This window comes from Variovorax sp. J22P240 (genome assembly GCF_030316855.1).
Taxonomy (GTDB): domain Bacteria; phylum Pseudomonadota; class Gammaproteobacteria; order Burkholderiales; family Burkholderiaceae_C; genus Variovorax.
Window position 1 is genome coordinate 320,846 of the sequence record NZ_JASZYR010000005.1, and the last position, 12,740, is coordinate 333,585.

Here is a 12,740-nt window from a genome sequence, read left to right on the forward strand (position 1 = left end):
TCTCGATCATTGTCTGGACGAAAGCTGCGTCTCGAGCGTCTCGTCGTGGGTGAACTTGAAGCGCGAGGGCAGCACGATCTGGTCAGTCTGCCGGCGCATCGCATCGGTGAACTTGCCGAAGCTGCCGACGCTGCGCACGATCGCCTGCGCGCGCCGGTCCAGCAATCGGTTGCCCGAGCTTTCGACGACGTCGGTGGCGAGGATCGAGCCATCGTGGTTGACGGTCACCATCATGGTGAGCTCTCCGTACATCTTCTTGCCCGCGGCCTCGGGGAAGTTCTCGGTGCCGCGCACCTCGATCTTCCGGCGCAGCGCATCGACGTACGCCGCATAGGCCGCTTCGCGCGTGGCCGGGCTGATGTAGCGCTTCTTGGGTCGGGCGTTTTCTTCGTTGACGCGGCGCTCGATCTCGGCGAGCAGGTTGACGAGCTGGCGGCGCTTCTCCTCGCGCGCGGCGGAATCGCTCGGGTTGCCCTGGCTGCGCGGGTCGGGCACCGGCATCGATGCGAGCTCCTGCTTGATCTGGGCCAGCAGCAGCATCTGTTGCTGCTGCATCGCCTCGACCTGTCGCTGCTGTTCTTCCATCGCGTCGCCGACGGCCGTGAAGGTGGAGGGCGGCAGCGGACTGGTGGCGCGTCCCTTGTCGAGATCGCCGCCGCCGGCCAGAGATGCCTGGGCGATGGCTTTCGCCTTGTCGGGGCGTTCGTTGGTCTTGGCGTTGACCAGAATGACCTCCAGCGGCGTCTCCTTGAAGACGCGGTTGAAGGACTCCGGGTCGACGAAGCGCACCGTCAGCAAAGCCGCATGAGCGACCACCGACAGGCCAAGCGCAATCTGCAGCGTGCTGAAGTCGCGCAGGTTCATGGAGCGGTCTCCCTAGGGCTCATACCGGTGTGTTCTCCGGTGCAGCCTCGCTGTCCGCGAGGTCGACGGCGATGGCGATCGGGCCGGCGACTTCTTCCTCGTCCTCGCCGGCTTCGTCCTCTGGCGTTGCTTCGGTGGGCGCCGCATCGAGGCGTTCGATCACGGTGCCGTGCACGTCGAGCGCGATCTCGTCGATCTCGCCAAGCTTGACGCGCACGCGCGCGCCTCGCAGCAGGCCTTGTGTCCCCGTGACCTGGAACACCAGCGGGAGTGTGTCGGCCCGCACCAGCGCGCCGTTCGGCACGTCCTTGACCAAGGTCGCGTCGAGTTCGGTGATGCCCTGCTGCTGCAAATACTTGAGCGTCCAGAAGCGCTCCATGCCGCCCTGGTGCGCGTTGTAGGTGCTGTAGGCCGCATCGAAGCCCGAGAGGATCGAGAACAAATCCGCATCCTTCGGCTTGAACGGCGCCGCCAGCGCAGCGGTCTTGCCGTGGCGCGCCGCCGCGATGATCTGCCACTGGTTCACGAGATCGGTGTAGCGACGCAGGGGCGAAGTGCTCCACGCGTAGCTCTTCACGCCGAGGCCGGCGTGCGGCAAGGCACGTGTGCCCATCCGCACCTTGATGCCCGGCGCGAGGCTGGCCTGGCTGCGGTAGAGGCCGGGCACGCCGAGTTCGCCGAGCCAGCCGCCCCAGCTGCTGTTCGCCAGGATCATCGCTTCGGAGACGATCAGGTCGAGCGGCGCGCCACGCTGGCGGGTGGTGATCCGCACTTGCTCGTTGCCGGTGGGCTCGCCATCATTGCCGACGAGTCGGAAGTTGTAGTCGGGGCGGTTGAAGCTCTCCGGCTTGCCGCGCACCACTTCGCGCTGCGCCTTCAGTTGCTTCGCCAGCCGGAACAGGAAGGACAGCGGTTCGCGCACGCGCTGGGCGACCTCCGGCGTGCTGTCGGCGTTGACCGATGCGTCCTCGAGCCACTCCTGCGTGACGACGCTGTCGAGCTGGTCGTGCCGCAGGTTGGCGACGATCGGCACGCGTTCGAGTTTCGTTTCGGTGCCCTTCAGGGCGAGCGAGGTTTCGTCGAAGGTCGCGTAGATGGAGACGGCCGGACAGTCGCGACCTTCCTGCAGGGTGTACGCCTCGACCACGTGGTCGGGCAGCATCGTGATCTTGTGGCCGGGCATGTAGACCGTCGACATGCGCGCACGCGCCACCTGGTCGATCGGGCTGCCCGGCACCAGCGCGAGACCCGGGGCGGCGATGTGGATGCCGACGACCACCGTCCCGGTGCCGATGCCCCGAACCGACAACGCATCGTCGATTTCGGTGGTCTGCGAATCGTCGACGGAAAAGGCCTGCACGTCGGCCAGCGGCAGGTCATCAGCGATGACGGGGGCGCTGAGCGTCGGAAAGCCGGTGCCCTTCGGGAAGTTCTCGAACAGGAAGCGGCGCCAGTGGAACTGGTAGGACGAGTCGATGGCGCCGGCACGCTTCAGCAGGTCGAGCGGCGCACGCTGCGTGGCGCGGGAGGCTTCGACGACGGCCTTGTATTCCGGCGCGTTCTTGTCGGGCCGAAAGAGGATCTTGAAAAGCTGCTCGCGCACCGGCGCCGGGCACTCGCCGGCGGCCAGTTGGGTCGACCACTCGGCGATCTGCGCCTGCACGGCCTTCTTCTTCTCGATGGCGGCCAGCGCCTGCTGGACGATCTCGGCTGGCGCTTTCTTGAAGCGACCCTTGCCGGCGCGGCGGAAGTAATGTGGCGCCTCGAACAGCGCCAGCAGCGCCGCGGCCTGCTGCACGAGACTCGGCTGGGCCTGGAAATATTCGGTGGCAAGTTCGCCGAAGCTGAATTCACCCTCGGGCGCGAACTCCCAGGCCAGGTCGAGATCGACCGTGGCCGCCATTGCGCGCGCTTCCGCCAGCAGTTCGGGCGGGGCCGGCTTCTCGAAGCGCAGGACGATGTTGGCGCCTTTGACCTTGACGCGCTTGCCGGTCTCGAGCTCGACCTGCGCCGAGGCCTCGGCCTCCGACAGGATGCGGCCACCGAGGTACTTGCCGGCTTCTTCGAACAATACAAACATGGCGCGGATTGTCCCATGCGCTGCAGCGCATCCCGGCTGCTCGCAGACCCTCAGACGGGGTCGATGAAGGCCAGCACGTCGTCGAGGTGGCGCTCTTCGAAATCCGACAGTGCGTGGTCGCTGCCTTCGAGCAGCTCGATCCGGCTTCCCGGATAGCGGTCGGTCATTTCACGCCAGTCGAGCACTTCGTCGCCCTTGGCGATGATGGCGAAGACCTGGTCGGGCCGCGCCAGCGGGCCAACGTCGAGCGTGCGCAGCTCCCCGATGTATTCGGGCCGGAAATGGAAATGCTCCGCGGGGTTGTGCCAGAGCGTCTGGTCGCCGATCTGGCGAACCAGGTCGCGGGCAGGGTGGACCGCGGGGTTCAGCAGCACCGCGCGGCAGTGGGTCGTGCTGGTGACATAAGTGGCATAGAAGCCGCCCAGGGAGGATCCGACGACGGCCATCGAACTTCGCGGCCAGTCGGCGATGCCCCGCATCACGAGGTCGATGGCCTCCCGTGGGGATGGCGGCAGCTGGGGGCACCACCATCGCAGGTTGGGGTGCTCGCGGGCGACGCGCTGGGCCATGAGCGACGCCTTGGTCGAGCGGGGCGAGGAGCGAAAGCCATGCAGGTAGAGCAGGTGGGTGGTTCGCGACATGGCGCGCATTATGGGCACTCCGGCCGAAATTGCCCTCGGAGCCTCTCCCGGGTGCGCGGGGCGCGATAATTCGCTCCCCAATATTCGCTCCCCTATGTCAGCCGTTTTTCATCAACCCTCGCTCGCGCGACGCCTGTTGCCCGTGTTCCAGGGTTACGACGGCTTCCTCGCTTTTGCCGTCCTGCTCCTGGCGTTCGCCGGGATGATGACGATGTATTCGTCGGGCTATGACCACGGCACGCGTTTCATGGACCATGGCCGCAACATGCTCCTGGCCGGCTTCATCATGTTCGTGGTCGCCCAGGTGCCGCCGCAGCGCCTGATGTTTTTTGCAGTCCCGATCTACACGGTGGGCGTGGGTCTGCTGGTAGCCGTGGCGCTCTTCGGCATCACCAAGAAGGGCGCCCAGCGCTGGATCAACGTGGGCGTGGTCATTCAGCCCAGCGAAATCCTCAAGATCGCGATGCCGCTGATGCTGGCGTGGTGGTTCCAGCGGCGCGAAGGCCAGCTGCGCGCGCTGGATTTCGTGGTCGCCACGGTCCTGCTGGCCGTGCCCGTCGGCCTGATCATGAAGCAGCCCGACCTAGGCACCGCGCTGCTCGTGCTGGCCACGGGACTTTCCGTGATTTTCTTTGCAGGACTGTCGTGGAAGCTGATCGTGCCGCCGGTGCTGATCGGCATCGTGGCGGTGACGCTCATCGTGAGCTTCGAATCCCAGCTGTGTGCGGACGGATTCGACTGGCGGATCCTGCATGACTACCAGAAGCAGCGTGTCTGCACGCTGCTGGACCCGACCAAGGATCCGCTCGGCAAGGGATTCCACATCATCCAGGGGATGATCGCCATCGGCTCCGGCGGCGTCGGCGGCAAGGGCTTCATGCAGGGCACGCAGACGCACCTGGAATTCATTCCCGAGCGCACCACCGACTTCATCTTCGCGGCCTACTCCGAAGAGTTCGGCCTGGCCGGCAATCTGGCCCTGATCGCGGCCTTCATCTTCCTGATCTTCCGCGGCCTCGCGATCGCGCTGGATGCGCCGACGCTGTTCTCGCGCCTGCTGGCCGGGGCGGTCACCATGATCTTCTTCACCTATGCCTTCGTGAACATGGGCATGGTGAGCGGCATCCTGCCGGTGGTGGGGGTGCCGCTGCCCTTCATCAGCTATGGCGGCACCGCGATGGTCACGCTGGGATTGGGGCTGGGCATTCTGATGTCCATATCTCGCGCCAAGCGATTGATGCAGAGCTGACAGCTTGCGGCATTCCCCTCCTAGAATGCCTCGATGATCTCCCGCGAACCCACCATCGAGCGCCTCGCCACGGCGCAGCAACTTCTGCTCACGCCCTTCGGTCTTGACGAAACGCACCTCTCGCGTGCGCTCGCCGAGATCACCGCGCACAAGGTGGACGACGCCGACCTCTATTTCCAGTACACGCGCAGCGAGGGCTGGAGCCTGGAAGAGGGCATCGTCAAGACAGGCAGCTTCAGCATCGACCAGGGCGTTGGTGTGCGGGCGGTCAGCGGTGAAAAGACGGCGTTCGCATACTCGGACGACATTTCCGAGGCCTCGCTGCTAGACGCCGCGCGCACGGTCCGCACTATTTCTGCCGCGGGACGCACGGCGCGGGTCAAGGCGCCGGCACGCCGGATCGCATCCAGCCGCTCGCTCTACGGCGCAGTCGACCCGATCTCCACGCTCGACAGCACGGCGAAGGTCCAACTTCTCGAAAAGGTCGAAAAGCTCGCCCGCTCCCGTGATCCGCGGGTTGCGCAAGTCATGGCCGGCCTCGCGAGCGAATACGACGTGGTGCTGGTCGCGCGCGCCGATGGCACGCTGGCCGCCGACGTGCGGCCGCTGGTGCGCTTGTCGGTCACCGTGATCGCCGAGCAGAACGGTCGCCGCGAGGTGGGTTCGGGCGGTGGCGGCGGGCGCTTCGGGCTCGCCTACTTCGACGACGAGCACATCGCCGAATACGTGGACCAGGCTGTCAAGTCGGCACTCGTCAACCTGGATTCGCGCCCGGCCCCTGCCGGCGAAATGACGGTCGTGCTCGGCCCGGGCTGGCCTGGCATCCTGTTGCATGAAGCCATCGGCCACGGGCTCGAAGGCGACTTCAACCGCAAGGGCTCGAGCGCGTTCTCGGGCCGCATCGGTGAACGAGTGGCTGCCAAGGGCGTGACGGTGCTCGACGACGGGACCATCGCGGATCGCCGCGGCTCGCTCAACGTCGACGACGAAGGCAACGCGACGCAGCGCAACGTGCTCATCGAGGACGGCATCCTGAAGGGCTACATACAGGATTCGCTCAATGCGCGGCTCATGAAGACCAAGGCGACCGGCAACGGCCGGCGCGAAAGCTATGCCCACGCGCCGATGCCGCGCATGACCAACACCTACATGCTGGGCGGGGACCGCGTGCCGCAAGAAATCGTGGCAAGTATCAAGAAGGGCCTCTACGCCACCAACTTCGGCGGCGGCCAGGTCGACATCACGAGCGGCAAGTTCGTGTTCTCGGCGAGCGAGGCCTATTGGGTCGAGAACGGCAAGATCCAGTATCCGGTGAAGGGCGCCACGCTCGTGGGAAATGGTCCGGATGCGCTCACGCGCGTCACGATGATCGGCAACGACATGGCGCTCGATTCGGGCGTCGGCACCTGCGGCAAGGAAGGCCAGAGCGTGCCGGTAGGCGTCGGCCAGCCAACTCTGCGAATCGACGGCCTCACCGTCGGTGGCACTGCCTGAGCCTCTCCTGTGCTACATTCGCGACTTATGTCCGCCGCACGCGCTTATTACTTTGCCTACTTTTGGTTCCCGGTTTCCGGCGGACGAGAGGCGCGCGCATAAAAGCAGCAGACAGCAGAACCTCCCAAAACCGCCGGTGCCAAAAGCCCCGGCGGTTTTTTTATTGCCTCACGAAATCAAGACACCCGAAAAGGACCGACACATGAGCACGAAAGCCGCCCCGGCCAGCGACACCTGGTATGCGAACGTCGAAAAGACCAGCCGAACCGACGACGAACGCATCAAGGACATCACTGTGTTGCCTCCTCCCGAACATCTGATTCGCTTCTTCCCGATCCGGGGCACGCCGGTGGAGTCGCTGATCACCGGCACCCGCCGGTCAATCCACAACATCATGCATGGCAAGGACGATCGGCTGCTGGTCGTGATGGGCCCGTGCTCCATCCATGACCCGGCCGCGGCACTCGAATACGCCCGGCGCCTGAAAGCCGAGCGCGAGAAGTACGCCGGCACGCTGGAAATCGTGATGCGCGTGTACTTCGAGAAGCCGCGCACCACGGTGGGTTGGAAAGGGCTGATCAACGACCCGTACCTCGACGAGAGCTTCCGCATCGACGAGGGACTGCGCATCGCGCGCCAATTGCTCATCGACATCAACCGGATGGGCCTTCCGGCAGGCAGCGAGTTCCTCGACGTGATCTCGCCGCAATACATCGGCGATCTGATCTCCTGGGGCGCGATCGGCGCACGCACCACGGAAAGCCAGGTGCATCGCGAGCTGGCCTCGGGCCTGTCAGCACCGATCGGCTTCAAGAACGGCACGGACGGCAACATCCGCATTGCGACCGACGCCATCCAGGCGGCCGCGCGCGGGCATCACTTCCTCTCGGTGCACAAGAACGGCCAGGTCGCGATCGTGCAGACCAACGGCAACAAGGACTGCCACGTGATCCTGCGCGGCGGCAAGGCGCCCAACTACGACGCGGCCAGCGTCGCGGCCGCCTGCAAGGACCTGGAAGCCGCCAAGCTGCCGCAGACTCTCATGGTCGACTGCAGCCACGCGAACAGCAGCAAGCAGCACCAGAAGCAGATCGATGTGGCCAAGGACATCGCCTCGCAGATCGCGGGCGGCAGCCGCAGCGTGTTCGGGCTGATGGTCGAAAGCCACCTGACGGCCGGCGCCCAGAAGTTCACGCCCGGCAAGGACCCGATCGCCGGCCTCGAATACGGCAAGAGCATCACCGACGCCTGCCTGGGCTGGGACGATTCGACACAGGTGCTGGACGTGCTGTCGCAGGCCGTCAAGCAGCGCCGTGGCTGAACCACTGCGCGGCGCTGGTCAGATCAGCGTGGCGAGATCGGGCCAGTGGTGGCGCAGCAGTCCGGCTTCGTCGCCGTCGGGCCTCATGAACGAGAAGTCGTTGAAGTCGAAGCCGGGGCCGACGGTGCAGCTCATCAGCGTGTAGTCGTCGGGCGCCTGTGGCACAACGATGGGACGGGCCGCCTGCCATTGGCCGGCCGGCACCGTGTGCTGGGGTCGCATGCCGTGCACATCGACCGGCCCCAGCCGCACATGGGCCGGCGCGGTGCGAAGTGCCGCATCGCTGATCCAGAGCGCAAGCGGGGCGCCTTCGAGATGAATCCACACCTCGTCGGACTGCACCCGGTGCCAGCGCGAATGCTGGTGCGCTTCCAGCAGGAAGTAGATGGTGGTGAGCGCATCGCGCGCCGGTCGGCCGTCGGCGGGCATCACCTGCTTGGAAGAGCGAAACATCTCACGGAACCATCCGCCCTCGGGATGGGGCTGCAATTGAAGGGTCTCGATGAGTTGCTTCGCGCGCATGGGGCTCATTTTGTCGCGTTCAGCGCGGAAAGGAGCCTTTCGTGCACGCCGCCGAAACCACCGTTGCTCATGCAGACGATGTGATCTCCGGGCCGCGTGGCTGCAATGATCTGGGCGACCAGCGTTTCGATGTTGCCTGCGACTCGAGCGCGCGCGCCCATCGGTGCGAGCGCGGCCGAGGCGTCCCAGTCCAGCCCGCCGCTGTGACAAAACGAAAGGTCGGCCGCCTCCAGGCTCCAGGGCAACTGCGCCGTCATGGTGCCCAGCTTCATCGTATTGCTGCGCGGCTCGAAGGCCGCAAGGATGCGCTCACTTTTCCTGTCTTCGGCATCGAGCTTCTGCCGCAGGCCGTCGAGCGTCGTGCGGATTGCGGTCGGGTGGTGCGCGAAATCGTCATAGACGCTGATCGCGCCTTGCTCGCGGTTCACCGTTCCGCGCAGTTCCATGCGACGGCGCACGTTGCGGAAGCTGCCGAGCGCGTCGGCCGCAGCGGCGGGCGCGACGCCCACATGCTCGGCCGCCGCGATCGCAGCGAGCGCGTTCATCTGGTTGTGCAAGCCGGAAAGCGCCCATTCGACCCGGCCGACGCGCTCGCCGTGGCGAAGCACGTCGAAGGTGTCGTGCGAGCCCCGTGCCTGCCACTCGCCACCGGCACCGAAACGGGCGAGTTCGCTCCAGCAGCCCTGCGCCAGCACGCGCTGCAGGCTGTCTTCCGTGGCATTGACGACCACGCGCCCCGTGCCCGGCACGGTACGCACGAGGTGATGGAATTGCCGCTCGATCGCCGCCAGATCATCGAAGATGTCCGCGTGGTCGAACTCCAGGTTGTTCAAGATCGCGGTGCGCGGCCCGTAATGAACGAACTTGCTGCGCTTGTCGAAGAAGGCCGTGTCGTATTCGTCGGCTTCGATCACGAATGTCGCCCTCACGCTCCGGCACATCGTGTCGTCGCTGCCCCCCGAGGGGGCGCTCGTGCCGCGCCCCAGACGGGCCGAGACGCCGAAATCCAATGGCACGCCGCCCACCAGGAATCCGGGCGCCAATCCTGCACGCTCCAGGATCCAGGCCAGCATGGATGTCGTGGTCGTCTTGCCGTGCGTGCCGGCCACGGCCAGCACGTGGCGGCCCCGCAGTACGTGCTCGGCCAGCCACTGCGGACCGCTGGTGTAGCTTGCGCCCGCATCGAGGATGGCTTCCATCAACGGAAACTTGGGCGTGCCATCGGCCAGCCGGACCCGTGACACCACGTTGCCGACCACGAAGACATCCGGCTTCAAGGCCAACTGATCGGCGTCGAAACCTTCGATCAGGTCGATGCCGAGCGCCCTCAGCTGATCGCTCATCGGCGGGTAGACGCCGGCGTCGCAGCCAGTGACCCGGTGGCCGGCTTCGCGCGCCAGTGCCGCGACGCCGCCCATGAAAGTCCCGCAGATGCCGAGAATGTGAATGTGCATCCGGCGATTCTAGGGACGCAAGTGATCCGGCCTTTTGCGAGGGGCGTACTGCGGGCAAAATGAACCGATGGACATGTCCAAGCAGGAAATCGCCGCCGCTGCGGCCCGCCTCGTCGTCGAGGAAGGCCTGGAGTACGGGCCCGCGAAGCGCCGAGCGCTGCGCGACCTGGGCCTGCCCGTGCGTACCGCACTGCCGAACAACGACGAGGTCGAGGCTGAGGTCCGCGACTACGTCCAGCTTTATTGCGCCGATACCCAGCCCAAGGAACTGCACGCACTGCGCGTACTGGCGCTGGAATGGATGGAGCGGATGGCGCAGTTCCGGCCCCATGTGGGGGGTGCGGTGTGGCATGGCACGGCCACGCGCTTGTCAGATATCTATATCCAGCTCTTCTGCGACGACTCGAAGTCGGCCGAAATCGCGCTCATCGACCACCACGTGGACTATGAGCCGCGCATGGTCACCGGTTTTCACGGCGAGCAGGTTGAGGCGTTGAGCGTGCATGCGACTAGCCGTGCGCTGGGCGAGGAAATCGGCGTGCACCTGTTGGTCTATGACCTGGACGATCTGAGGGGAGCGCTCAAGCACGACGCTCAGGGTCGTGTGCCGAGAGGCAATCTGGCCGCACTCCGGCGGCTGATCGAAAAGGACAGTGGATGACTATCAGGTCAACGCGTCGTGCCTGGCTTTACGCTAGCGTCGCCGGAGTCGCGGCGCTGGCCGGGGCGGGCGGCGCCTTTTGGCGAAGCCGCGCTCCGCAAGGGGGGGGTGGGCGCCTCGTCGAGGGGTTCTGGTCGCAGCGCTTTGAGCGCCCAGAGGGCGGCGAGGTCGCGTTCAATGCCTTGCGTGGCAGGCCGCTGATCATCAACTTCTGGGCCACATGGTGCCCGCCTTGTGTGGAAGAGATGCCGATGATCGACGCCTTCTTCCGTGAAAATGCTGCCAACGGTTGGCAAGTCGTCGGGTTGGCCATCGATCAGCCCAGTGCGGTGCGGAAGTTTCTGGCCAAGACGCCAGTGAGTTATCCCATCGGCTTGGCAGGCATGCAAGGCACCGAACTCGTCAAGCAACTCGGCAATACTGCAGGCGGCTTGCCCTTCACGCTGTTCATCGACGGAGGCGGTTCCGTGGCGGCGCGTAAAATGGGCAAGCTTGACGCCGGCGACCTGCAGTCGTGGCGGCGGGCATAGTTCACGGCTAGAATCCAGCCCCACAAATCGCGCAGTTGGCGTTGAAACGCCGAAATAAGCCGATCTTCAGGCGAGTTACCTTCTAATAACCGGCATACGCTGGAGTCCCATGGATCTACGCAAGCTCAAGACACTGATCGACTTGGTGTCTGAATCGAACATCTCCGAGCTGGAAATCACTGAAGCCGAAGGCAAGGTCCGCATCGTCAAGGGTGGCGTGGCCGCACCGGTCCAGTATGTCCAGGCGGTGGCGACGCCAGCCACAGGCCCTGCCATCGCACCGGCTCCTGCCGCTGCCGGGGCCCCTGCGGCCGCGCCGGCCGAAGCTGCTTCCACCGGCCATGCCATCAAGTCGCCCATGGTGGGCACCTTCTATCGCTCGTCCAGCCCTGGGGCCCCTGCATTCGCCGAGATTGGCAGCCAGGTCAAGGAAGGCGACACCGTGTGCATCATCGAGGCGATGAAGATCCTCAACGAAATCGAGGCCGACAAGTCCGGCACCGTCACACAGATCCTCGCCGAGAACGGCCAGGCGGTCGAATACGGACAGCCGCTGTTCATCATCGAGTGACCATGTTCAAGAAGATACTGGTCGCCAATCGTGGTGAGATTGCCTTAAGAATTCAGCGCGCTTGCAGTGAGCTCGGCATCAAGGCCGTGATGGTCTATTCCGAGGCCGACCGCGAGGCGAAATACGTCAAGCTGGCGGAGGAGGCCGTGTGCATCGGTCCCGCGCCTTCATCGCAGAGCTACCTCAATATGCCGGCGATCATCTCGGCCGCCGAGGTGACGGACTCGGAAGCCATCCATCCGGGCTACGGCTTCCTGAGCGAGAACGCTAACTTCGCCGAACGAGTGGAGCAGAGCGGCTTCCAGTTCATCGGCCCGACGCCCGAATCGATCCGCATCATGGGCGACAAGGTGTCGGCCAAGCAGGCCATGATCAAGGCGGGCGTGCCTTGCGTGCCGGGCTCAGAGGGCGAACTCTCGGACGACGCTGCCACCAACAAGCGCATCGCACGGGCGATCGGCTATCCCGTCATCATCAAGGCGGCGGGCGGCGGTGGTGGACGCGGCATGCGCGTGGTCCACACCGAGGCTGCGCTGGTCAATGCCATCCAGATGACCAAGGCGGAGGCGGGCGCGGCTTTCAACAATCCGGCCGTCTACATGGAGAAGTTCCTCCAGGACCCGCGCCACATCGAGATCCAGATCCTCGCCGACAAGCACAAGAACGCCGTCTACCTGGGCGAGCGCGACTGTTCGATGCAGCGACGTCACCAGAAGGTGATCGAGGAATCGCCGGCACCGGGCGTTCCGCGCAAGCTCATCGAGAAGATCGGCGAGCGCTGCGCGGCGGCGTGCAAGAAGCTCGGCTACCGCGGTGCCGGCACCTTCGAGTTCCTCTATGAGAACGGCGAGTTCTATTTCATCGAGATGAACACGCGCGTGCAGGTGGAGCATCCGGTCACGGAGTTCACCACCGGCATCGACATCGTGAAGACGCAGATCATGGTGGCGGCAGGCGAAAAGCTGCCCTTCACCCAGCGTCAGATCGAGATGCGGGGTCATGCGATCGAGTGCCGCATCAACGCCGAGGATCCCTACAAGTTCACGCCGTCGCCGGGCCGCATCACGATGTGGCACCCGCCGGGCGGACCGGGCGTGCGCGTGGATTCGCACATCTACACCAACTACTTCGTGCCGCCCAACTACGACTCCATGATCGGCAAAATCATCGTTCACGGCGACACCCGCGAGCAGGCGCTGGCGCGCATGCGCACGGCGCTGAACGAGACGGTGGTCGAAGGCATTCAGACCAACATGCCGTTGCATCGCGAACTGATGGTCGATGCCAAGTTCATGGGCGGTGGAACCAACATCCACTACCTGGAAGAGTGGCTGGCTGCACATAAGCGTTGAA

At 65.1% G+C, this 12,740-nt stretch carries 12 protein-coding genes; 7 read left to right on the forward strand and 5 right to left on the reverse strand.

Annotated elements, in window-relative coordinates:
* Positions 1–6: 6 nt before the first annotated feature.
* From QTI24_RS16420 to QTI24_RS16430, 3 genes are read right to left on the reverse strand one after another with little or no spacing between them, the layout of a single operon-like run.
* Entirely contained in the window at positions 7–864 is an 858-nt protein-coding gene (locus QTI24_RS16420) for an energy transducer TonB (protein WP_286601807.1), read from the reverse strand.
* Positions 865–883: 19 nt separating this feature from the next.
* Positions 884–2,944: a ribonuclease catalytic domain-containing protein gene (locus QTI24_RS16425; protein ID WP_286601808.1), complete on the reverse strand. Its 2,061-nt coding sequence runs from the start codon at positions 2,942–2,944 to the stop codon at positions 884–886.
* 50 nt (positions 2,945–2,994) lie between these two features.
* Positions 2,995–3,585: a YqiA/YcfP family alpha/beta fold hydrolase gene (locus QTI24_RS16430; RefSeq protein WP_286601810.1), complete on the reverse strand. Its 591-nt coding sequence runs from the start codon at positions 3,583–3,585 to the stop codon at positions 2,995–2,997.
* Positions 3,586–3,679: 94 nt separating this feature from the next.
* On the opposite strand from QTI24_RS16430, the gene rodA reads away from it, so the two are divergent.
* The 3 genes from rodA to QTI24_RS16445 all read left to right on the forward strand — a co-directional run bounded on the left by rodA (position 3,680) and on the right by QTI24_RS16445 (position 7,649).
* On the forward strand, positions 3,680–4,834 hold the full coding sequence (gene rodA, locus QTI24_RS16435; RefSeq protein WP_286601812.1) for a rod shape-determining protein RodA: 1,155 nt from the start codon (positions 3,680–3,682) through the stop codon (positions 4,832–4,834).
* A 33-nt stretch (positions 4,835–4,867) separates the two neighbouring features.
* Entirely contained in the window at positions 4,868–6,328 is a 1,461-nt protein-coding gene (gene tldD, locus QTI24_RS16440; protein ID WP_286601814.1) for a metalloprotease TldD, read from the forward strand.
* A gap of 202 nt (positions 6,329–6,530) precedes the next feature.
* Positions 6,531–7,649 (forward strand): 3-deoxy-7-phosphoheptulonate synthase, encoded by a 1,119-nt coding sequence (locus tag QTI24_RS16445; RefSeq protein ID WP_286601816.1) that lies wholly within the window; start codon positions 6,531–6,533, stop codon positions 7,647–7,649.
* An 18-nt stretch (positions 7,650–7,667) separates the two neighbouring features.
* On the opposite strand, the gene QTI24_RS16450 is transcribed toward QTI24_RS16445, so the two are convergent.
* Together QTI24_RS16450 and mpl are read right to left on the reverse strand one after the other, a co-directional pair.
* Complete coding sequence (locus QTI24_RS16450) at positions 7,668–8,180, reverse strand: cupin domain-containing protein (RefSeq protein ID WP_286601817.1); 513 nt, start codon at positions 8,178–8,180, stop codon at positions 7,668–7,670.
* On the reverse strand, positions 8,177–9,625 hold the full coding sequence (mpl, locus tag QTI24_RS16455) for a UDP-N-acetylmuramate:L-alanyl-gamma-D-glutamyl-meso-diaminopimelate ligase (RefSeq protein ID WP_286601818.1): 1,449 nt from the start codon (positions 9,623–9,625) through the stop codon (positions 8,177–8,179). Before mpl ends, QTI24_RS16450 begins: the two co-directional genes overlap by 4 nt.
* A gap of 67 nt (positions 9,626–9,692) precedes the next feature.
* Between mpl and QTI24_RS16460 the strand changes: the two genes are divergently transcribed.
* The 4 genes from QTI24_RS16460 (at position 9,693) to accC (ending at position 12,739) form a co-directional block, all read left to right on the forward strand.
* Positions 9,693–10,286, forward strand: coding sequence for a hypothetical protein (locus tag QTI24_RS16460; RefSeq protein ID WP_286601820.1), 594 nt, complete (start codon positions 9,693–9,695; stop codon positions 10,284–10,286).
* Positions 10,283–10,816 (forward strand): TlpA family protein disulfide reductase, encoded by a 534-nt coding sequence (locus QTI24_RS16465; RefSeq protein ID WP_286601821.1) that lies wholly within the window; start codon positions 10,283–10,285, stop codon positions 10,814–10,816. Before QTI24_RS16460 ends, QTI24_RS16465 begins: the two co-directional genes overlap by 4 nt.
* A 109-nt stretch (positions 10,817–10,925) precedes the next feature.
* Positions 10,926–11,387: an acetyl-CoA carboxylase biotin carboxyl carrier protein gene (accB, locus tag QTI24_RS16470; RefSeq protein WP_286601823.1), complete on the forward strand. Its 462-nt coding sequence runs from the start codon at positions 10,926–10,928 to the stop codon at positions 11,385–11,387.
* A gap of 2 nt (positions 11,388–11,389) precedes the next feature.
* A complete protein-coding gene (gene accC, locus QTI24_RS16475; RefSeq protein ID WP_286601824.1) occupies positions 11,390–12,739 on the forward strand; it encodes an acetyl-CoA carboxylase biotin carboxylase subunit in 1,350 nt (449 codons plus the stop codon).
* The last annotated feature ends 1 nt before the right edge of the window (position 12,740 follow it).

Excerpts from the sequence above, each read along its gene's own strand:
- accC (WP_286601824.1), top strand. The coding sequence starts at position 11,390 with ATGTTCAAGAAGATACTGGTCGCCAATCGTGGTGAGATTGCCTTAAGA.
- QTI24_RS16420 (WP_286601807.1), bottom strand. The coding sequence starts at position 864 with ATGAACCTGCGCGACTTCAGCACGCTGCAGATTGCGCTTGGCCTGTCG.
- QTI24_RS16450 (WP_286601817.1), bottom strand. The coding sequence starts at position 8,180 with ATGAGCCCCATGCGCGCGAAGCAACTCATCGAGACCCTTCAATTGCAG.
- QTI24_RS16445 (WP_286601816.1), top strand. The coding sequence starts at position 6,531 with ATGAGCACGAAAGCCGCCCCGGCCAGCGACACCTGGTATGCGAACGTC.
- mpl (WP_286601818.1), bottom strand. The coding sequence starts at position 9,625 with ATGCACATTCACATTCTCGGCATCTGCGGGACTTTCATGGGCGGCGTC.
- QTI24_RS16430 (WP_286601810.1), bottom strand. The coding sequence starts at position 3,585 with ATGTCGCGAACCACCCACCTGCTCTACCTGCATGGCTTTCGCTCCTCG.
- QTI24_RS16425 (WP_286601808.1), bottom strand. The coding sequence starts at position 2,944 with ATGTTTGTATTGTTCGAAGAAGCCGGCAAGTACCTCGGTGGCCGCATC.
- QTI24_RS16465 (WP_286601821.1), top strand. The coding sequence starts at position 10,283 with ATGACTATCAGGTCAACGCGTCGTGCCTGGCTTTACGCTAGCGTCGCC.
- rodA (WP_286601812.1), top strand. The coding sequence starts at position 3,680 with ATGTCAGCCGTTTTTCATCAACCCTCGCTCGCGCGACGCCTGTTGCCC.
- accB (WP_286601823.1), top strand. The coding sequence starts at position 10,926 with ATGGATCTACGCAAGCTCAAGACACTGATCGACTTGGTGTCTGAATCG.
- QTI24_RS16460 (WP_286601820.1), top strand. The coding sequence starts at position 9,693 with ATGGACATGTCCAAGCAGGAAATCGCCGCCGCTGCGGCCCGCCTCGTC.
- tldD (WP_286601814.1), top strand. The coding sequence starts at position 4,868 with ATGATCTCCCGCGAACCCACCATCGAGCGCCTCGCCACGGCGCAGCAA.